At 69.3% G+C, this 19,766-nt stretch carries 17 protein-coding genes; 9 read left to right on the forward strand and 8 right to left on the reverse strand.

Annotated elements, in window-relative coordinates; translation table 11 throughout:
• On the reverse strand, positions 1–2,504 hold a 2,504-nt coding region (locus A9X03_RS06465; RefSeq protein ID WP_068260190.1), incomplete at its 3' end, for a GH92 family glycosyl hydrolase.
• Positions 2,505–2,695: 191 nt separating this feature from the next.
• Between A9X03_RS06465 and A9X03_RS06470 the strand changes: the two genes are divergently transcribed.
• Positions 2,696–3,370 (forward strand): LpqN/LpqT family lipoprotein, encoded by a 675-nt coding sequence (locus tag A9X03_RS06470; protein ID WP_067754756.1) that lies wholly within the window; start codon positions 2,696–2,698, stop codon positions 3,368–3,370.
• A gap of 61 nt (positions 3,371–3,431) precedes the next feature.
• Complete coding sequence (locus A9X03_RS06475) at positions 3,432–3,917, forward strand: hypothetical protein (RefSeq protein ID WP_068260196.1); 486 nt, start codon at positions 3,432–3,434, stop codon at positions 3,915–3,917.
• Between the two features lie 4 nt (positions 3,918–3,921).
• Here the strand turns inward: A9X03_RS06475 and A9X03_RS06480 are convergent, their stop codons facing one another.
• The 3 genes from A9X03_RS06480 to galT form a co-directional block, all read right to left on the reverse strand.
• On the reverse strand, positions 3,922–4,602 hold the full coding sequence (locus A9X03_RS06480; protein ID WP_067754762.1) for a PAS and ANTAR domain-containing protein: 681 nt from the start codon (positions 4,600–4,602) through the stop codon (positions 3,922–3,924).
• A gap of 440 nt (positions 4,603–5,042) precedes the next feature.
• Entirely contained in the window at positions 5,043–6,134 is a 1,092-nt protein-coding gene (locus A9X03_RS06485; RefSeq protein WP_067887473.1) for a galactokinase, read from the reverse strand.
• Positions 6,131–7,210 carry a galactose-1-phosphate uridylyltransferase gene (galT, locus tag A9X03_RS06490; protein ID WP_197696026.1) on the reverse strand — a complete coding sequence of 360 codons (1,080 nt, stop codon included), beginning with the start codon at positions 7,208–7,210 and terminating at the stop codon, positions 6,131–6,133. Before galT ends, A9X03_RS06485 begins: the two co-directional genes overlap by 4 nt.
• 108 nt (positions 7,211–7,318) lie before the next feature.
• Between galT and A9X03_RS06495 the strand changes: the two genes are divergently transcribed.
• Positions 7,319–9,574, forward strand: a complete 2,256-nt coding sequence (locus A9X03_RS06495; RefSeq protein ID WP_082974440.1) for an FUSC family protein — start codon at positions 7,319–7,321, stop codon at positions 9,572–9,574.
• Here the strand turns inward: A9X03_RS06495 and A9X03_RS06500 are convergent.
• The 3 genes from A9X03_RS06500 to A9X03_RS06510 all read right to left on the reverse strand — a co-directional run bounded on the left by A9X03_RS06500 (position 9,544) and on the right by A9X03_RS06510 (position 12,382).
• Positions 9,544–9,951, reverse strand: a complete 408-nt coding sequence (locus tag A9X03_RS06500) for a hypothetical protein (protein WP_067754772.1) — start codon at positions 9,949–9,951, stop codon at positions 9,544–9,546. The two genes, A9X03_RS06495 and A9X03_RS06500, sit on opposite strands and share 31 nt — an antisense overlap.
• 124 nt (positions 9,952–10,075) lie before the next feature.
• Positions 10,076–11,446 carry a cytochrome P450 gene (locus A9X03_RS06505; protein ID WP_067754775.1) on the reverse strand — a complete coding sequence of 457 codons (1,371 nt, stop codon included), beginning with the start codon at positions 11,444–11,446 and terminating at the stop codon, positions 10,076–10,078.
• A gap of 63 nt (positions 11,447–11,509) precedes the next feature.
• The gene (locus A9X03_RS06510; RefSeq protein ID WP_068260199.1) at positions 11,510–12,382 is read right to left on the reverse strand and encodes an alpha/beta fold hydrolase; all 873 of its coding nucleotides are present in this window, start codon (positions 12,380–12,382) and stop codon (positions 11,510–11,512) included.
• Positions 12,383–12,480: 98 nt separating this feature from the next.
• On the opposite strand from A9X03_RS06510, the gene A9X03_RS06515 reads away from it, so the two are divergent.
• The 4 genes from A9X03_RS06515 to A9X03_RS06530 all read left to right on the forward strand — a co-directional run bounded on the left by A9X03_RS06515 (position 12,481) and on the right by A9X03_RS06530 (position 17,384).
• Positions 12,481–13,380: an NYN domain-containing protein gene (locus A9X03_RS06515; RefSeq protein ID WP_067887481.1), complete on the forward strand. Its 900-nt coding sequence runs from the start codon at positions 12,481–12,483 to the stop codon at positions 13,378–13,380.
• Positions 13,367–14,560 (forward strand): MFS transporter, encoded by a 1,194-nt coding sequence (locus tag A9X03_RS06520; protein ID WP_067754783.1) that lies wholly within the window; start codon positions 13,367–13,369, stop codon positions 14,558–14,560. Before A9X03_RS06515 ends, A9X03_RS06520 begins: the two co-directional genes overlap by 14 nt.
• 150 nt (positions 14,561–14,710) lie before the next feature.
• Positions 14,711–15,940, forward strand: a complete 1,230-nt coding sequence (locus A9X03_RS06525) for a cytochrome P450 (RefSeq protein WP_067754794.1) — start codon at positions 14,711–14,713, stop codon at positions 15,938–15,940.
• A gap of 94 nt (positions 15,941–16,034) precedes the next feature.
• A complete protein-coding gene (locus tag A9X03_RS06530; protein ID WP_067754797.1) occupies positions 16,035–17,384 on the forward strand; it encodes a hypothetical protein in 1,350 nt (449 codons plus the stop codon).
• Positions 17,385–17,390: 6 nt separating this feature from the next.
• Here the strand turns inward: A9X03_RS06530 and A9X03_RS06535 are convergent, their stop codons facing one another.
• Entirely contained in the window at positions 17,391–18,308 is a 918-nt protein-coding gene (locus tag A9X03_RS06535; RefSeq protein WP_068260204.1) for an alpha/beta hydrolase, read from the reverse strand.
• A gap of 135 nt (positions 18,309–18,443) precedes the next feature.
• On the opposite strand from A9X03_RS06535, the gene A9X03_RS06540 reads away from it, so the two are divergent.
• Together A9X03_RS06540 and A9X03_RS06545 are read left to right on the forward strand one after the other, a co-directional pair.
• Positions 18,444–19,163 (forward strand): DUF523 domain-containing protein, encoded by a 720-nt coding sequence (locus tag A9X03_RS06540; RefSeq protein ID WP_082974439.1) that lies wholly within the window; start codon positions 18,444–18,446, stop codon positions 19,161–19,163.
• Between the two features lie 140 nt (positions 19,164–19,303).
• Positions 19,304–19,766 (forward strand): cation diffusion facilitator family transporter (locus A9X03_RS06545; RefSeq protein WP_156746493.1); only part of this gene is annotated, 463 nt, incomplete at its 3' end.

Here is a 19,766-nt window from a genome sequence, read left to right on the forward strand (position 1 = left end):
TCGACGGTCGCCGACCCGTCGGCGGAGAATTGGCCAGCCGTGGGCGTCACGGTGATCCCGCGGTCCGAGGCGGCGCCGGTGACCGTGTAACCCCCGTCGCCGGCCATCCGTTGCGCGTCGAGTCTCACCGTGCCCGTGCTCCCCGGCGCGATCGTGACCACCGGGTTGGCGACGTTGACGGTCACCGCCGAACCACCCGCGCCGAAGGACGGGGGCGCCGCCGATTCGCTTGTACCCCAATGCTTGTCGGGGTAAGCGCCCAGCGAGAACGCCAGTTCGCCCCCCGTGCGGACGAACGACTCGGGCAGCCACGTGTTGTCGGTGGCGCGACCGTCGACGCGCAGGCCGCTGATGTACCTGAGGTGGTACGGTCCGGACGCGCCGGGCGCCGAGATCCGGATGGCTTTGCCGTGCGGGAGCGCGATCACCGCGCGGTCGAAAAGCGGTGCGCCGACGGTGAGGATCGCCGTTCCGGGTGTGCTCGGGTAGAGCCCCAGCGCCGCCCAGACATACCAACTGGCCATCGCGCCGAGGTCGTCGTTGCCGGGCTCGCCGTCCGGCGTCGGGCCGAACAGGCCCCGCACCCGGTCGACCGTGTGTTGCGCCTTCCACGGCTGACCGATGTAGTTGTACAGCCACGGCACCCCGAAGCCCGGTTCGTTGCCGGCCCACAGGTAGGGCTCGTTGGGCCCGACGTTGAGTCTCTCGGTGAAGGCGTCGAGGCGCGCGGCCACCGCGTCACGGCCGCCGAGCGCGGTCACCAGGCCGGCCACGTTGTGCGGCACCCACCAGACGTACTGCGCGGCGTTGCCCTCGTCGTAGCCGATCTGGCCGAAACTCGACTGGGGCTCGACGAAACCCGGGCCGTCGCGGAAGAATCCGGTCCAGCTGCGCGGTGAGACGTAACCGGTGCTCGGGTTGAACAGGTTCTGCCAATACTGCGACCGGGCTTGGAATTCGGCGGCCGTGGCGTCCTCGCCGAGCGAGTCGGCGAATCGCGAGATGGCGAAGTCGTCGACCGACCATTCCAGCGTGATCGACGCGTCGGCGATCCAGCCGTCGAGGCCGAATTCCTGCGTGAAGGGTGCGTAGCCGCGCTCCAGGTAGGTGGCGATGCCCGGCCGCTCCACGTATTTGTTCAGCCCGACCCCGCCTTTCGTCGCCGCATTCACCATGTAGCGCAGCGCCGTTCGGGTGTCGAAGTTCTCGGCCCCGAACGCGTGGAGGTTCACGATGAGCGGCACGACGTTGTCGCCGCTCATCTCCGCGGTCGCGGCGTTGGCGAACGCCCAGCGCGGCAGCGCGCCGCTCTGCTCGGCGTCGTTCACCAGCGATTGGGCCATGTCGCCGGCCCGGTCTGGAAAGAGGAGCGCCTGCAACGCCGCGAGGCAGCGGTAGGTGTCCCAGTCGGAGAAGTTGGCATACTGCGTCCGCCCCGCGGCCACGGTGTGCACGGCGCCGTCGAACCCGACGTATCGGCCGTCGGCGTCGTTGAAGGTGTTGGGGTGCAACAGGGATCGGTACAGCGAGGTGTAGAACGTGTCCAGGTCGTCGACATTGCGGCCGGCGACGGCGATGCGTGACAGGCTGGCATTCCATTCCCGCGACGCCGCGGCGCGCACGTCGTCGAAACTTGCGCCGCCCTCGGCCGCCAAATTCGCCCGCGCCCCGTCGACGCCGACGTAGGAGATCGCGGTACGCACCTCTAGCACCGAGCCGGGCGGGAACTGCACGTATCCGCCGCTGTACGGGTAATTCGCGCTGCGGGCGCCGGGGTAAACCGCGAAGCCATCCCATGCGCCGTAGGCGGTGAACGGCTGGCTGAACTTCATCGCGAAATAGACCGTGTACGTGTTGTTCTTGCCGCAGAATCCGCCACTGGTGGCCCAGCCCGTGATCGTCGTGTTGTCCTCGCCGATCTGAATGGTTGCGCGGGAGTTGCCGGCCAGCGATGCGCCGGATCGCACCTGAAGCAGGGCGGGGCGGCCGTTGTGCGGGTAGCTGAACCGGCCGACGCCGGTGCGCGTCGTGGCGGTGAGTTCGGCCTTCACCCCGGTATCCGGAAACCGCACCGTGTAATAGCCCGGCACACCCTGTTCGGTGTCGTCGTGGGCGATCCGCTCCCAGGACTTCCAGGGTTGCATGCCAATTCCGTTGCCGGTCGGCAACATCGAGATGTCACCGAACGCCGCGCAGCCGACCGAGGCGTGGGTCATGCTGAACCCGCTCGCGCGCGGGTTGTCGTAGTTGTAACCGGCGTAGTTGCCCACCGTGTCCGGTGAGTACTGCACCATTCCGAACGGCACGGTGGCGCCCGGGAAGTTGTTGATCTCCCCCACCGTCCGGCCGCCCGTCCCGGTGCCGATGAGCGTGGCGACGTGGTCGACCGGGCTGGCCACCAATGTGGGCTCGCCGTCATAGGCCATCGGCGGCGCGGCAGCGATGAACGCCATGAAGACGACCGACGCCGCGAGAATCGCGACGATGGTCCTTCGTGCCCGCATACCTGTCTCTTACTGGACAACTGTGTATTGAGTGGGCGTTTTCCAACCGAATTGGATAACGATTTGCTTCGACGATCACGGCGGCGCCCAAAGTTCAAATAAATATCGGCAAACGCGGGTGCCATTTCGGCTACTGTCGTCTCGGCGTGGCCGGCGCTGGTACCGGCCCCAATTTTCGGGAGATTGGATCGATGAAACATTTGACGACAGCAACCATTTCCGTGGCGCTGAGTTTGGCGCTCGTCGGTTGCGGCGGTGACCACAAATCCGGCAATCAATCGACGACATCGACGACCACATCCGCCTCGACATCCACCACGTCGTCGGCGACCAGCGCGGCACCGGCCGCCAAAGCCAAATACACCATCGCCGACTACGTGAAGGACAACCACATCACGGAGACCCCCGTCCATCACGGCGATCCCGGCCCGAACGTCGACCTGCCGGTGCCCAACGGCTGGCAGCTCAACCAGAACGCGGGCACGTCATATGGCGGCATCGTCATGACCCAGCCCAGTAACCCCGCCGACGCGCCCACCGTCTCGGCGCTGTTCTCCCGGCTGTCGGGCAACGTCGACCCGGCGAAGGTCATCCAGTACGCGCCGGGCGAGGTGCAGAACCTGCCCGGGTTCGACGGCAGCGGCGACGGCAGCGCGTCGACGCTCGGCGGTTTCCAGGCGTGGCAAATCGGGGGCACCTATCAGAAGGACGGCGCCACCCGTGTCATCGCCCAGAAGACGGTGGTGATCCCCAGCCAGGGCGCCGTCTACGTGCTCCAACTCAACGCCGAGGGCCCGCAGGCCGATCAGGGCCCGCTGATGGACGTCACGAAGATCATCGACGACCAGACGACGATCACGCCGTGACCTAGGACCGTGCTGCCCCTCGGCCCTAGGCCGGGGGCCCGATTGGCCTTACGGTAAGCGCATGGCCGAGCAGTCGCATCAGATAGAGGCCGGGCATCCCCCGTCGGCGCTGATGCGCATCGTCAACCCGATGATGGGTTTCCTGTTGCGCACCCCGCTGGCCGGTCCCGCCCGCAAACAGCTGATGGTGCTGAGCTTCACCGGGCGAAAATCGGGCCGGCCGTTCTCAATTCCGTTGAGCGCCCATGTGATTGACGGTCAGCTCTACGCGCTGACCGGCGCGCCCTGGAAGCAGAACTTCCGCGACGGCGCACCCGCTCAGGTCGTCTACGACGGCAAGACGACCGCGATGCGCGGCGAGCTCATCCGCGACCGGGCCACGGTGTCCGACCTCTTCCTGCGCTGCGCCGAGTCCTACGGCGTCCAGCGCGCGCAGCGGATGATCGGGCTCAAGTTCCGCGATCACCGGATACCGACACGCGACGAGTTCGCCGAGGCGGTCGACCGGATGCACCTGGGAGCGGTGCGCCTGATCCCGGTGGGATAGCCGCTCAGTTGTCGGCGCCGAAGGCCCGATCGTGCGCGGTGAGCAGGCGCTGGTCGAACCGCGAGCGCGACGTGATGACCTCCCTGCCCAACTCCGAGAAGTCCTTCGCGATTTGCTCGGCCAGCGCGCCCAGCTTCATGTTGCGCACCTGCGACAGGGATTTGAGTAGGTTGAACGCCGCCAGCTCGTCGACGCCGTAAACCAACATCAACATGCCCTTGGTCCGGTCGATGGCGCCGCGACGCTCGGCGATCTCGGCCACCTGCTCGCTGATGCTCTCCTCGCGCTTGCGGCTGCGCGCCGGGGTGACGTCCACGTAGAAGCCGTGGGTGCCGATCACCTCGCCGTTGCTGTCGCAGAATTGGTCGCCCACCACGACCACGTCGTGGGTGTTGCCGCGAGTGTCCACGATGCGGTGCCTGGTGCTGAACGCCTGCCGGTGTTCGACCATGTCGTTGATGGTTGCGGCGACCTGGTTGCGGTCGGCCGGGTGCTTGTGGGCGATCACCAGCTCCGTCGTCGGGGTGACGGTTCCGGGTTCGTAGCCGTGCATCCGGTACACGGAGTCGGACCACTCCCAGCGCTGGTCCTCGAAGTAGAAGCGAAACCACCCGGCCCGCTGCGGCGTGCCGCCGGCGAGGGCCTCCTCCACCGCCGCCGTCTGGCCGTCTAGTTCCCACGCCACAGCGCACGCCCCGTCTCCGACTTTGCCGCCCACCCCGCCCTCCCTTCGAGCGACGCCTTCCGGATGGCGTCGCTTTCCTGCAGCCGCAGCGCGGACACGCGGCATAGTTCGCGCGCCCGGTCGAGCTGCTGACGCGAGCGCTGCATGGAGCTGGCGACCGAAGGCTGCAGCGACCGGGTAGAGGCCGAATACGCGCCCGCACCGGTCGCGGAGCGCCGCCGCAGGGTTTCCCGCAGCGCGGCCGTGCGGCGCGCCGCTCGAACGCGATGGGCCTTCTGCCGGCAGGCCGGCGAGCAGTAGACGGCATCGGCCCGGGCCGAGAAACCCGCCCCGCACATCGCGCATGTCATCCCCGGCATAGCCGTTACGTTACAGCTATCTGCGGGCGCGTTACAGCTATGGCCGCTAAGTGCGGAACGGGCCGTGTCGGGCGGGCTCGGTCAATCCCACGGTCCCGCGCCGGCGGCGGCGCGGGTCCGTGCGATTACCGGTTGCTCGAAACCGGCGTCGCGTACCGCGCGTCGCACCGCCTCGCCGACCGCGCCGGTCCGGTCGGCCGGCACGAGCGCGATCACGCAGCCGCCGAACCCGCCGCCGGTCATCCGCGCGCCCAGCGCGCCGGCCCCCACCGCGGTGTCGGCGATCAGGTCGATGTGTTGGGTGGTGATCTCGAAGTCGTCACGCATGGACGCGTGCGAGGCGTTGAAGATCCGCCCGGCTTCGCCGAAGTCCGCGTCGCGGAGGGCCGCTACGCAGTCGAGCACCCGCTGATTCTCGCTCAGCACGTGGCGGGCCCGGCGGGCGTCGACGGGGTCACGGACCGCGGCCACGACCGAGGGCCCGCGGACACCGATCTCGCGCAACGACGACACCCCGAGCTCCGCCGCCGCCCGCTCGCACGACGCGCGGCGCGCGGCGTAGTCGCCGCCGGCGTGACTGTGGCGGGCACGGGAGTCGATCAACAGCAGCGCGACACCGGCGGCGTCCGGGTCGAAGGCCACCGGCTCGACCGTGAGATCGCGGAAGTCGATCAGCAGCGCCGTCGCCGGCCGGCCGAACAGCGACGCCAGCTGGTCGAGCAAACCCGTTGGGGCGCCGACGTACTCGTTCTCGGCGCGCTGGGCCAGCCTCGCCTGCTCGATGCGGTCGATGCGTGCCCCGGCGGCCGCCGCCATCGCGCCCAGCGCCGCGCACTCCAGCGCCGCCGACGACGACAGTCCCGACCCCATCTCCACGTCGCTGGTGATGCGCATCGCGCCGCCGGGCACCGGGTGGCCGGCGCGCCGCAGTGCCCACACCACCCCGGCGACGTAGGCGGCCCAGCCGGCCACGTCGCCGGGCACGGTGTCGAGCGCGATCCGCACCGACCCGTCCGCGCGGTCACTGCCCACCGTGACGGCATCGCTGCCGTCGGGCCTGAACGTCACCACCGTGCGCTGCGGCAGCGCGATCGGCAAGGCGAACCCCAGGTTGTAGTCGGTGTGCTCGCCGATCAGGTTGACCCGCCCGGGGGCGGCGTAGCGGACGGTCATCCGAGCTCACGCAGCCGCTCAGCCACGCTTTCGGGCGTGACATCGCTGATGAACGCGTCCATCGCCGACTCGGAGGCCGCCAGGTACTTCAGCTTGGTGGCGCTGCGCCGGATCGACATCAACTCGACGTGGAAGTAGCCGTCAGCCTGGGCGTCGGTGTCGGCGTACTGGTGCAACGCCGAAATGTAGGGCAGCGGTGAGGAATACATCCGGTCGAATCGCCGCAGCATGTCCAGGTAGATCCGCGCGAAACCCTCCCGTTCGTCCTCGCCGAGTTCGGTGAGGTTGCGCACGAATCTGTTCGGGTAGATGTGCACCTCGACCGGCCACCGCGCCGCGAAGGGCACGAACGCGGTGAACAGGTCATCGCGCGCGACGATTCGGCTGCCGTCGGCGATTTCGCCGGCCAGTAGGTCGCCGAAGAGGTTGGTGCCGTGGCGCATTCGGTGCTCGCGCGCCTGCCCCAGCATGGCGGCGGTGCGCGGCGTCAGATACGGGTAGCCGTAGATCTGCCCGTGCGGGTGGGTCAACGTCACCCCGATTTCCTCGCCGCGGTTCTCGAAGCAGAACACCTGCTCGATGCCCGGCGCGGCCAACAGTTCGCCGGTGCGGTGCCGCCACGCCTCGATGACCAGCCGGGCGTGCGCGACGTCCAGGCCGGCGAAGGAGCCGGTGTGGTCGCTGGAGAAGCAGATCACCTCGCTGCGCCCGTGCCCCGGAGCGGACACGAAGCCGGCACCCGGGAGCGCGGGCGCCGGACCCGAGCCGGACAGGCTGGGGAAGCGGTTCTCGAAGACCACGACGTCGTAGTCCGGCGCGGGCACCTCACTGGTCAGCCCGGTCGGGCCGGGGCACAGCGGGCACTGGTCGGGGGGCGGCTTGTAGGTGCGGTCTTGGCGCAGCGCCGCGACGATCACCCACTGCCCCGTCGTCTGGTCGAACCGCAGCTCGGATCGCTGACCGTCGCGCGCAGGCAGCGGCCTGCGGTCGTCGACCGGCGCCGGGCGGTGTCCGGGCAGCGCGAAGAAGAGCAGGTCACGGCCGTCGGCCAGCTTGGCCCGCGTCGGCGCTGTCACGATGTCGAAGACTAGCTTGTGCCGAAGTTCGGGTAACCCATGATGCGTTCGGCAGGCCAGAAGGGGGGCGCGGCGATCACCGACTTCTACGAACAGGCGCGCAACTGGGTGGTCGGCTCCGATCCCGGTCTGCTCCGGCTGCGCATGGCGACGCGGACGACGGCCGCGCTCGGCTGTTCACTGCTGGTCCTGTACGCCGCGACCCGTGCGACGGGGCAGCCGCTGACGGTCGCGTTGCTGGGCGTCGTCATCACGATGGTCGCTTCGCGATCGGTCAACGAGCCGGACCCGGGGCATCAGCGGATCACCATGGCGCTGCTGCCCGTGCCCGCCGCCGTGGCCATCGCGGCCGCGGCGGCGCTCGCGCCCCACCAGGTGGTCAGTGACGCGGTGTTCGTGCTCGTCGTGTTCACCGCCGCCTACGTCCGCCGCTTCGGGGCGCGCGGCCGGGCGCTGGGCATGGTCGCCTTCATGTCCTACTTCTTCACGCTGTATCTGCGTGCGAGCGTCTCGGAGCTGCCGTGGATGATCGGGGCGGTCGCGGTGGGCACGGTGTGCACGTTCGTGATGACCACCTACGTCATGCCCGATCGGCCGGACCGCGTGCTGCGGGCGACCGTCCGTGCGTTGCGGGCGCGGATGGCGATCGTCGTCGACACCACCGCGGACGCCGTCCGCACCGGCCGCCTCGACGAACGGCGCAGGCGCCGGATGCGGGCGCGCACCACCCGGCTCAACGAGACCGCGCTGATGGTGCAGAGCCAGATCGAGGACAAGGCCGACCCCGCGATGCTGTGGCCTGGCGTCACCGCCGAACAGTTGGCCCCCTGGCTGCTGGACGCGGAGCTGGCCATCGAGTGGGTGGCGACGGCCGGGCGGCGGGCCGCGGCGCTGATGTCGGAGGACCCGAGCGCGATACCCGCACCGACTCGGGTCGCGCTCGTCGACGCGCTGTCGCGGCTGGCGCGGGCCATCCGCCTGCCCGAGCCCGACGGCCTCCGCCAAGCCGGCGCGCGGGCGCAACGGCTGCTGGACGAGCAGCGCGGCGCCGCCGGTGACGATCCGGGCAGCGCCGCCGTGCGCCGCCTCGCCCTGGCGATAATCAACGCCGCCACAGCGACTTCCGACGTTCGGGCCATTGTCGACCGCGCCGCGGCCGGCCAGGCGGGCGCCCTGGAGAACCGGGACAGCGAGCGCCCGCCTGCCTCGGACGGCGCGCCGCCGGACGCGCCCGGCGAGCCCGCCGACGAGGCACCGTCGCAGGGCCTCCGGCCGACCACCCGGCAGGCCATCCAGGTCGCCGTCGCCGCGTCGCTCGCGATCATCGCGGGCGAGCTGGTGTCACCCGCCCGCTGGTATTGGGCGGTGATCGCCGCGTTCGTCATCTTCGCCGGCACGAACTCGTGGGGCGAAACCCTGACCAAAGGCTGGCAGCGCCTGCTCGGCACCCTGCTCGGCGTGCCGTGCGGCGTGCTGGTGGCCACGCTGCTGGCCGGCGACAAGACGGCCGCGCTCGCCGGCATCTTCGTCTGCCTGTTCTGCGCCTTCTATTTCATGACGGTCACGTACAGCCTGATGACCTTCTGGATCACGACGATGCTGGCGTTGCTGTACGGCCTGCTCGGGCAATTCTCGTTCGGCGTGCTGATGTTGCGGATCGAAGAGACCGCCCTCGGCGCGGTGATCGGGGCGACGGTGGCCGTGGTCGTGTTGCCGACGCACACCAGGGAGGCGATCCGCGACGACACCCGAACGTTCCTCACCAGCCTGTCGGCGCTCGTCGAGGTGTCGACCGGGACGATGCTCGGCGACGACGCGAGCGGGAGCCCGTCCGAGCAGGCACGCCAACTGGACCGGGACCTCCAGCAGTTCCGCGTGACCGCCAAGCCGCTGCTGGCGGGCGTCGCCGGCCTGGCGGGCCGGCGCAGCATTCGCCGCGCCCTGCGCATCTTCGCCGCGTGCGACCGGTACGGGCGCAGCCTGGCGCGTAGCAGCGAGCGATACCAGGATCCGCTGGGGGCCCAGCCGCTCACCTTCGAACTGGCCCAGGCCTTTTCGGCGGCCGCGGCTCAGACGCGGCGCAACATCGAAGCGCTGGCCGCAGCCATCGGCAGTGGCCGCGCGCCGACCATGGTGTCGGCGGCAGACGAGCTCGACGCCGCGGAGACGCTGGCCCGGCAGCGGGACGGCGAGGCCGGATCGCCGATGCCCGACACCCGCCGATTACTCACCGCGGTGCAAGCGCTGCGCCAGATCGAGCGGGCCGTCGTGACCGCGGCCACCAACCTCGGCGGGCGCGAAACCGCCGCGGCCGAATTTCACACCGACGGGTTTCAGAGGCCGGGCAGGCATGCGGGGAAATAGCACGGCTGGTTGGGCCCCTGGGCTTTTCGCACCAGGTCGAACAGCGCCAGCATCGTTTGCAACAGCCGCATTTCGACGCCGGGCCGTTGCGCGGGAGGCAGGTTCTGCACGTCGTTCGACACCGTGGTGGACTGCTGCTGCAGCTGCGTCAGCCGTTGCTGACGTTCCGCCGGGGTGAGGTTGTCCCAGTTGTCGTGCAGGTCGTTCACCTGCCACTGCAGTTCGGCGACCTCCGCCTCGGGATCGGGCTGCGGGGCGGGGGCCAGCGCGTAGAACTGGCTCCCGACGGGCGCCGCCGCGGTCTCGGCCTGCGCGCATCCGGCCGCCGCCAGCGCGACGGCGACGAGGCCGGACGCGACTATCGCTGTGATTTTCATGAATCTTCTTTTCTTTCAAGGCTCGCCTTTATGGTGCTGGCATTAGGTCACGCCGGGTTTGCTACCGATCCCAATAGTCGAAAGGGACTGCGACGGCGACGTCGAAGCTGCCTGGGCAGTACAGCTAGCGGGCCGGGGCCTCGGTGGCGGCGGGCGCCGCGGCGGGAACGTCCCTGACCGCCCGCAGGCGAATGCGGGCCCCGCGATGTGGCACCAGGACAACGAATTTCAGCCGCTGGCGTTCGTCGGGCGCGGACGTGGTAGACAACTCGACCCGGCGCAGAATCTCGCGCAACACCACGCGCATCTCGACCGAGGCGAACCCGGCGCCCAGACAGCGGCGGTTGCCGCCACCGAACGGGAACCAGGTCGTCGGGGTGAGGGTGGCGCCCAGCATGCGGTCGGGGTCGAATCGGTGCGGGTCCGGATAAACCGCGGCGCTGGTGTGCACCAGCCCGATTCCGGGCGCCACCATGACCCTGGCCGGCAGCCGGTAGCCGGCCACGTCGGCCGGTTCGGTGAGCACCCGCCCCACATCGAAGACCACCGGGCGGATCCGCAACGTCTCCTTCACCAGCGCGTCGAGATACTCGTCTCCGGCCGGATCGCCCCCGGCGCCGGCCTCGGCGGCGGCCGTGGCCTTGGCCAGCACGGCCGGATGGCGGGTCAACCGCTCGAGCGCCCAGGACAACCCGTTCGCGGTGGTGTCGTGCCCGGCCACCAGCAACGTCATCAGCTGATCCCGCAACTCGCGGTCCGACATCGGGTGCCCGCCCTCGTCGGCACGGACGAGCATGGCCAGCACGTCGGTGCGCTCGGCCAGGTCGGGGTCGGCGCGGCGCTCGGCGATCTCGGCGTAGAGCAGGCGGTCCGCCTCGGCCATCCGGCGCCGCAGCGCCCGCCACGGGAGGTAACGCTGCAGCTCCGGCCTGGCCAGCGCCAGAGTCGCCCAGGGGCCCACCGTGAGCAGCCGGGGCATGATCGCGCGCAGGGCGGCGAGCCGGGCCGGATCCGTGGCACCGATGACCGTCCGCAGGATGACCTCCAGCGTGATCTCCGACATCTTGGGCGCGGCCGCGAAGCTCTTGCCCACCGGCCACTCGGCGATCTTGGCGGCGGCGATGTCGGCCATCTGCCCGGCTTGGCGAGCGACGGCGTCCCGATGGAAGGGCGGCAGCATCAGCCGGCGCCGGTCGCGGTGGACATCCTCGTCGATCACCAGAAGCGAGCTCTCGCCCAGCAATCCGCTCAAGATCGAATTGGCTTCTCCGGCATGGAAAACGCGCGGGTCGCCGGCGAAGACCGTCTTGATGTCGGCCGGGTCGGCCAAGTACACCAGCGTGCCCATCCCCGCGACGCGCAGCGTGAACACGTTCCCATAACGACGCCGGCAGGCGGCAACGAAGTGCGACCCGCGGTGCAACATCAACGCGGCCTGTAGAACCCGGGGCAGCCGGGGCCCCGGCGGGAGCGTGGAACGCGCGGCTTTGCGCATCGCCCGTCATTTTACGACGGGCCCGCGCGGCGGAGCGGAATTACTTTGCGCCGCCCCCTCAGCTCACATCCGCAGCTGGGTGGTATCCGTCTCGTGGCGGTCGCCGGTCGCGATGAAGTCTTCGATCAGCTCCACCACCTGGTTCGGCGCCTCGACCTGAGCGAAGTGACCCACGTCGGGCAGGATTTCCAGCCGCGCGTCGGTGCGGGCCTCGTGCGCGGCGTACGCGTGGTCGACGGGGATGATGGCATCCCGCTCGCCCCAAATCGCCATCACCGGCAGGTCCTCGCGCAGCCGCAGCCTGCTGAGCGCGCTGACCGCCTGGCCCCGGTAGTCCACCACCGACCGCAGCGTGCGCAGGAACGACTGCCGGGTCTCGCCGTCGGACAGCGACGAGTAGGCGCTCCACATTTCGGCCCCGCGCGGCGAGTGGATGCCGGCCCCGCGCAACCACGACCTGAGCCGATTGCCGACGGCCAATACCGGCTTGGGCGCGATGATGGGCAGCACCAGCTCCGCCCCGGGCGCCGACAGCAGCCGCAGCACCCAGCCGACGTCGGGCCCCAGCCCGCCGCTGCTGATCAGGATCATGCGCTTGGCGTAGTCGGGGTGCTGGTAGACGAACTGCATCGCGACGCCGCCGCCGAGCGATTGACCGACCAAGGTGGCCTGGCTGACGCCCAACTCGTCGAGCAGATCGCGAAGCCAGACCGCGAACGCACCCAGCGAATAGTCCGTGCGGGGCTTCGCCGATGCACCGTGGCCGAGCAGGTCCGGGGCGATGACCCGGAACTTCTTGGCCAGCGGCGGGATGATCGACCGCCACGTCTCTGAGCTGCCCGCCATGCCGTGGATGAGCAGGAGCACCTCGCCGTCACCCTCGTCGCGGTAGGCGACCCGGTCGCCGTGCAGCTCGAGATACTTCAACTCGTTCATGGCCCCGGTGTACCCGCTCCGGCGTCGTTTAGAGGCCTGTGTGGGCGCATCTGTGAGGGAAAACGCTTCCGGCCGCCACAGTGCCGGACGCCTCAGCGATGATCTACTGCATGACCGAACCGGTTGCGGCCCGCGTGGCCGTCTACCTCGACTTCGACAACATCGTGATCTCGCGATATGACCAGGTGCACGGTCGCAACTCGTTCCAGCGGGACAAGGCCAAGGGCCTCGAGCAGTACGGCGAGCGGCTGGACCGGGCCACGGTGGACGTCGGCGCCATCCTCGACTTCGCATCGTCGTTCGGGACGCTGGTGCTCACCCGCGCCTACGCCGACTGGTCGGCCGATATCAACACCGGCTATCGCGGGCAGCTGGTGGGCCGCGCGGTCGACCTGGTGCAGTTGTTCCCCGCGGCGGCCTACGGCAAGAACGGAGCGGACATCCGGTTGGCCGTCGACGCGGTCGAGGACATGTTCCGGCTGCCCGACCTGACCCACGTCGTGATCGTGGCCGGCGACTCCGACTACATCCCGCTGGCCCAGCGCTGCAAGAGGCTGGGCCGGTACGTGGTGGGGATCGGGGTGGCCGGCGCGTCGAGCCGGGCGCTGGCGGCGGCCTGCGACGAGTTCGTCATCTACGACTCGCTGCCGGGCGTGCCTGCGCTCGCACCGCAGGCCGCCGAAGCCGACGCCAAGCCGGCGAAGCGACGCTCCGGGCGTGCCAAGGATGCGGCGCCCGAGGAGCCGGAGCCGCCCGATCCCCAGGCGGCCGCCACGGCGCTGCTGACGCGTGCGCTGCAGATCGGCCTGGACAAGGACGACGTCGACTGGCTGCACAACTCCGCGGTGAAGGCCCAGATGAAACGGATGGACCCGTCGTTCAGCGAAAGGTCGTTGGGATTCCGGTCATTCAGCGATTTCCTGCGTTCGCGCTCCGATGTCGTCGAGTTGGACGAGACGTCGACGACGCGGATGGTGCGGTTGCGTGCGCAAGACTGAAACCATCTCGGGGCCCCGGTGGCTGACCCGCAACGTCCGGGTGCTCTCCGGGGTCTCGTTCCTGCAAGACGCGGCCAGCGAGCTGTTGTACCCGCTGTTGCCGATCTACCTGACGGCCGTGCTGGGCGCCCCGCCGTCGGTGGTGGGCGCAGTCGAGGGGGCGGCCGAGGGTGCGGCGTCGCTGACGAAGCTCGCGGCGGGCCCGCTCGGCGACCGGTTCGCCCGGCGCCCGTTGATCGCCACCGGCTACGGCATGGCCGCGCTCGGCAAGGTCATCATCGCGGTGGCCGGGGCGTGGCCGGGCGTGCTGGCGGGTCGCGTGGTCGACCGGCTCGGCAAGGGCATTCGCGGCGCACCGCGCGACGCGCTGTTGGTCGATGACGTCGATGACGCCTTGCGCGGGAGGGTTTTCGGCTTCCACCGCGCGATGGACACCTTCGGCGCCGTCGTCGGTCCGCTGCTCGGGCTGGTGGGTTACGAACTGCTGGACCATCGGATCGCGCCGTTGCTGTATGTCGCCATCGTGCCCGCCGTCCTGTCGGTGGCACTCGTCTTCGGCGTGCGCGAGCGCGGGCGCCGGGCCCCGCGGGAGCGGCGGCAGTCCATGTGGGCGGGTGTGCGTTCGTTGCCGAGGCCGTATTGGCGGGTGACCGCGCTCCTGGTCGTCTTCAGCATGGTCAATTTCCCCGATGCCCTATTGTTGTTGCGCCTCAACGAAATCGGCTTCTCGGTGGTCGGGGTGATCCTGGCCTACGTCGGTTACAACGCGGTGTATGCGCTGGCCAGCTACCCGGCCGGAGCGCTCGCAGACCGCATCGGCAGGCCGGCGCTGTTCGGCATCGGCCTGGCCTTTTTTGCGATCGGCTACGTCGGGCTGGGGCTGACCACGGACGCCGTCACGGCATGGCTGCTGATCGGCGCCTATGGAATGTTCACCGGGTGCACCGACGGCGTCGGGAAGGCCTGGATCTCGGGGTTGGTCGACCCGGGGCACCAGGCCAGCGCGCAGGGCGTGTTCCAGGGCGCCGTGGGCCTGGCCGTGCTGGTGGCCGGCTTGTGGGCGGGTGCCCTGTGGGGTTCGAACGGCCAACTGCCACTGCTCATTTCGGGGGTCACGGGCGGCGTCTTCGCGGTCCTGCTGATCGGCGGCCGGCTGGTCGGCGCGTTAAGGAGCGGGTGACCGCAACCCTGGCGACCACACACATCGGCTCCAACGTATGGCGAGGGCCGGCTTGGGCCCGCAATATCGTTGACACACAACCCAGCCGGTCATACATTGTGTGAAAGTTGTCGCGGGCGCCTCGCTTCGCGCGACCTCGAGGAGACCGTCATGGCCGTCGGTACCGCCCCCACAAGCGTTTTCGACGCCGACCTGCCGACGCTGGCGTACCACGCCGAGGAAACCCCCGCCGACGTCTACCCCCGCCTCCAGGCGGCGCAGCGGCACGCCCCGGTCGCCATGGGCCCGCACGGGCCCGAGGTCCTCTCCTACCACCTGGTCCGCTCCGTCCTCCGCGATGCGCGATTCCAGATCCCGCCGGGGATCAACCTGCTCGCCCAGGGGGTGACGTCGGGCCCGTTGTGGGACAAGGTGGTCAACAGCCTGCTGTGCCTGGAGGGCGCCGCGCACCACCGGCTGCGCAGCCTGACGTCCAAGGCGTTCACCCCCCGCGCGACCCTGCGGCTGCACGACACCATGGTCGACGTGATGAATGGGCTCATCGATGCCGTCATCGACGCGGGTCGCTGCGACGTCGTCGCCGACCTTGCCCGCCCCTACCCCGTGCCGATCATCTGCGCCTTGCTCGGGGCCCCGCGCGAGGACTGGCAACAGTTCTCGCTATGGGCGGACGACGTGTTCAAGGCCTTCAGCTTCAGCGTCGACATCCGGGAGGTCGAGCCCGTCGTCATGCGGGCGTGGGGCGAGCTCGACGACTACGTCGACGACATGGTGGCGCGGCGGAGGCACAGCCTGACCGACGACCTGCTCTCCGACCTGATCCGCGCCGAGGATGACGGCGACCGCCTGAACACCGCCGAGCTGCGGATGCTGGCGGGCGGCCTGCTGCTGGCGGGGACTGACACCACCCGCAACCAGGTGGCCGCGTCGGTGCACGTCCTCTGCGAGCACCCCGAGCAATGGGACCTGCTCAAGGAGCACCCCGAGCTGGCGATGCGCGCCGTCGAGGAGACCATGCGCCACTCGCCGATCGCGGGCGGGACCCTGCGCCTGGTGGTCGAGGACGCCGAGCTGGACGGCTACCTCTTTCCCGCGGGCACGATGGTCCTGGTCAACACGGCCGCCGCCAACCGCGACCCCGCGGTCTACGACGACCCCGACCGGGTCGACATCGCCCGCGAGGGAGCCCCGCCCATCCTGACGTTCGGCGGGGGTGTGCACTACTGCCTGGGGGCCAACCTGGCCCGGCGCGAGATCGCCGAAGCGCTGAACGTCATCGCGGGGCGCCTGCTCAACCCGCGCACCGCCGGGCCGGTCCCGTGGAAGCCGATGGTGAGCCTGAGCGGCCCGAAGAGCCTGCCCATCGAGTTCGACCGATAGGCGTCGGTGTGACGAAGACCGCCTGACACAAGTCGCGGTTGGTCCCCGCCCGCTTTACGCTCACTGGTTACACGAACTTAACGGGGGTTTTTTGATGCGTGCGTTTCCGGGGCAAACTGCGGCCAAATGCGGGTCTGCCCTGCCCGCGCTGGCCGCCTGCCTGGCCCTCGTGGCGTGTTCGGAAACCGCGTCCCCACCCGCCGCGACGCCCACCACCTCGACTTCTTCGGCGAAAACCGCGCCCAGCGCCGTCGCCGCACCCGCGCCCATCACCGGTCCCTTGGAGAAGGATTGGAAAAGCTACGGCGGAACGGCGTACTTCGGCTGTCCGGAGAAATTTTCCGACAGCAAATCCGCACTCGACGACATCCGGCCGAAAATATTCGATCCGAAGACCGGCCAATACGTGGCGCCGGCCCTCCCGGTGGTCCCCGCCGGTGAGAACCTGACCGGCGCCATCTGCGCGCTGACGGGCACGGCGGAGGACATGCGGGTCGTCTATATCGTCACGACCGTCAAACCCGCCCAGGCCCAACAACCCGCGGCCGCCAAGGCGACCGCGTACGCCTTCGACTTCAAGGCGGGCCAACCGCTGGCGACGAAGGAGCTGCAGCCGCCGACACCGGACCTGAAGCTGACCTCGTCGAAGGACTGGTCGCTGTCCTCGACCGCGTCGGGCGTGGCGTGGGTCAACGCCTTCACCGACGGGCACGCTCCCAATTCGCCGCCCCGGACCGTCATCCTGTCCGGCACCGATCTCTCGATGCCCTGGAACGATCCACAATCCGGGCGCGCCTGGCAGGACGTCCTCGCGTTCCAGCGCAACACCGACCCCGCCAAGACGTCGGGCGCCGAGCTGCGCCGGCCCAGCGGCGAGGCCATCTATCAGGACAACGACATCCGCAGCGTGGACGCCGAATTGTCCGACGGCCCGGACAAATTGGTGAAGATCACGCGCTGGGATTCCTACAACCCGCCCGTGCTGTCGACGATGTTCTACGACCTGAACGCCAAAGCGGTCATCAAGGTCGGCGACTCCGACCGCATTCCCGGCGGCGGGCTGTCCGCCACCTTGTCCGACGGGAAATTGTTTGTCGACGGCCATGATTCGGACAGTTCCCCGTTCGGTTTCGGGGTGTGGAACCTGCGCAGCCAGCAGTGGGATTTCCTGAAGACGCGCGACGACGCGAAGAAGATGTCGATCGCCAAGATGGCGTTCTTCGAAGACCACCTCTACATCACCAACGTCGGCAACACGTTCGCCGTCCTCGCCCTGCCCGCCACCGAACCGATCGCCACCACCTGGTCGGTCCGGCCCTTCGCGCGGATCTCGGGCTGGACGCTGATCTGCCGCGGTGAGAATGCCGTGGCCCTCAACGGCGACTGCAAGGACATCGTGATGGTGCAGGACCAGGACGGACACTTCCCCGGCCCCTGGACCTGAATTGCGTCAGCCGTCCACCGAGACCAGATGACGGTGCAGAAATTCCGTCTGCACCGAGCTGATCTCCTCGAACAGCTTTCCCGTGTAGACGTCGAAGTGCCCGACCGGGTAGCGGTGCAGCTCAACGTTATTCATCAGCGAGGCGATCCGTACCGCGAACCTGGGTGACGCCTGCAGGTCTTGGTCCCCCACGCACATCAGGACGGGCATGTGCAGTTTCTCCGCGGTGCCTTCGCGATAGCGCGGCAATGCGAACAGCATGCGGGGAGCCAGCGAGTTGCGCCAACCGACGGCTTCGCCGCCGAGCGCCTCGAACGCGAATCCGGCCTCTGGCTCAGTGAATACCGCGGTCCCGCCGGAGTCATCCACCACAGGAACCAGATACGGCCGCTGACCCACCTTCGCACCAACCACATCGCGCACCGCGGCGGCGGTGAATTGCAGCGTCCGCCATGCCACATCCCAACTGAGACGCTCGCGTAGTCCGCGGCCGCGGTGCCAGCCGTCGATCAGCGGGACTTGCGACACCACGGCGGCGACATCCGGGTCGTCGGCGGCGACCGCCAGCACGTGGCCGCCGCTGAGAGACGTTCCCCACAGCGCAACCCGACGCGGATCGATGTCGTCACGACCGCGCGCGTATCGCACCGCCGCCCGGTAGTCGTCCCGTTGTTCGTCGACGTCGATGACTTGCCGAGGCTCGCCACCGCTCGCTCCGAAATGCCGATAGTCGAACGCCAGCACCGCCAGGCCCGCCGCCGTGAATTTCTCCGCGTAAGCGGGCAGACCGAGGCGCTTGGTGGCGCTGCCGCCGTGCCCCATCACCACGCAGGCGAGCCCGTTGCCCGCGTTCGCCGGCCAATAGAGATCGGCCGCGCACGGCACCCCGCCGGACTCGAACGACACTTCCTGCAGCACTGACACGTCGGTTCCGTCCTGAGTCGCTACAACTCGTCCCAATCTGCCGCGTGGCGCGGGCACCTCACCAGAACCAAGAGGACCAGCCTTCGATGACGTTTTCCCCTACTGAACCGGCAGCCGGACGTCGATGCTCTCGGTATGCGTGGCAGACGACCGCGGTTGCTGCTCGACCAACTGCGCGACCAGCGTGGTCGACGGGTCATGCTCGTCTCGCACTGCCTGCTGAACGAGAACACGCGTTACGCCGGGGGTGCCACCCGACCGGGTGCGGTGGCGGAGGCGGTGGAGGAGCTGATCGGCGCCGGCTACGGGATTCACCAGCTGCCCTGCCCGGAACGGCTGGCCTGGGGTGGCGCGCTCAAACCCCACAGCCTGCCCCTCTACCACTCCAAGGGCGGCCTGCTGTACCCGTTCCGCGGCCTGTTGCTGCGCGCGTTTGTCGCCTGGACCCGCCTCGTGTATCGGCGATTGGCGCAGCAGGCGGTTCGCGACGTCGCCGACTACCAGCGGTCCGGGTTCACGGTGGCCGGCATCGTGGGCATCGGCGCCTCGCCGTCGTGCGGGGTAGTGACCACTTTGGATATGCGAGCGTCGCTGGACGTGGTCGCGGCCTGTCCCGCCGCCGCGCTTACGCGCGACGTCATGAACGAGCGCGCCGTTCTCGGGTGCCGTCGCGCGGGCGAGGGCTTGTTCATCGCCGCGCTGGATCGGCAGTTGCGCCGCCGCGGGCTGCAAGTGCCGGCGCTCGAGCACGACCTGGCAGCGGAGCTCCGCGGTGAACGGCAGAACCTGCTGGCCGAGGATGCGGTGCGGACCCTGGGTAATAAAGCTCCGCTTTCCGGCGCCGCAGCACCCTAATCAACGCTGCATCTCGCACGTCAACTGCTAGGCGCGGGTGCGCGCGGATCGTCGACCCGCTAGCCCTCGTCCGCGTTCGCGGGAACCACTCGCGTGCCCTATTATCTGCGTATGCATGCAGGTACGCGGACAGCGCTCCGATGAGCGCGGGAAGCGAACACCATCACCACGAGCACGAGCACGCACATGCGCACGGGATTCGCGGCCTCGTAGCCCAACTGCGTCCGCACAGCCACGACGCCGCCGACAGCGTGGACACCGCCCTGGAATCCAGCGCGATCGGCATCCGGGCGGTCAAGATCAGCCTCGTCGGACTGGGCGCTACCGCGGCCGTGCAGGTGGTGATCGCCGTCCTGTCGGGATCGATCGCGCTGCTTGCCGACACCATCCACAACTTCTCGGACGCGCTGACGGCCGTCCCGCTCTGGATCGCGTTCTCGTTGGGCCGCCGCGCGCCGACCCGCCGCTACACCTACGGCTACGGGCGCGCCGAGGACATCGCCGGCTTGTTCGTCATCGGCATGATCACGCTGTCGGCGATCGTCGCCGGCTACGAGGCCGTCCTGCGGCTGATTCACCCCGTCGCCATCGGCCACGTGGGTT

The organism is Mycobacterium sp. E1715 (assembly GCF_001667625.1).
Classification (GTDB): domain Bacteria; phylum Actinomycetota; class Actinomycetes; order Mycobacteriales; family Mycobacteriaceae; genus Mycobacterium.

Excerpts from the sequence above, each read along its gene's own strand:
- A9X03_RS06500 (WP_067754772.1), bottom strand. The coding sequence starts at position 9,951 with ATGAAAATCACAGCGATAGTCGCGTCCGGCCTCGTCGCCGTCGCGCTG.
- A9X03_RS06540 (WP_082974439.1), top strand. The coding sequence starts at position 18,444 with ATGCGTGGCAGACGACCGCGGTTGCTGCTCGACCAACTGCGCGACCAG.
- A9X03_RS06505 (WP_067754775.1), bottom strand. The coding sequence starts at position 11,446 with ATGCGCAAAGCCGCGCGTTCCACGCTCCCGCCGGGGCCCCGGCTGCCC.
- A9X03_RS06470 (WP_067754756.1), top strand. The coding sequence starts at position 2,696 with ATGAAACATTTGACGACAGCAACCATTTCCGTGGCGCTGAGTTTGGCG.
- A9X03_RS06510 (WP_068260199.1), bottom strand. The coding sequence starts at position 12,382 with ATGAACGAGTTGAAGTATCTCGAGCTGCACGGCGACCGGGTCGCCTAC.
- A9X03_RS06530 (WP_067754797.1), top strand. The coding sequence starts at position 16,035 with ATGCGTGCGTTTCCGGGGCAAACTGCGGCCAAATGCGGGTCTGCCCTG.
- A9X03_RS06485 (WP_067887473.1), bottom strand. The coding sequence starts at position 6,134 with ATGACCGTCCGCTACGCCGCCCCCGGGCGGGTCAACCTGATCGGCGAG.
- A9X03_RS06515 (WP_067887481.1), top strand. The coding sequence starts at position 12,481 with ATGATCTACTGCATGACCGAACCGGTTGCGGCCCGCGTGGCCGTCTAC.
- A9X03_RS06475 (WP_068260196.1), top strand. The coding sequence starts at position 3,432 with ATGGCCGAGCAGTCGCATCAGATAGAGGCCGGGCATCCCCCGTCGGCG.
- A9X03_RS06525 (WP_067754794.1), top strand. The coding sequence starts at position 14,711 with ATGGCCGTCGGTACCGCCCCCACAAGCGTTTTCGACGCCGACCTGCCG.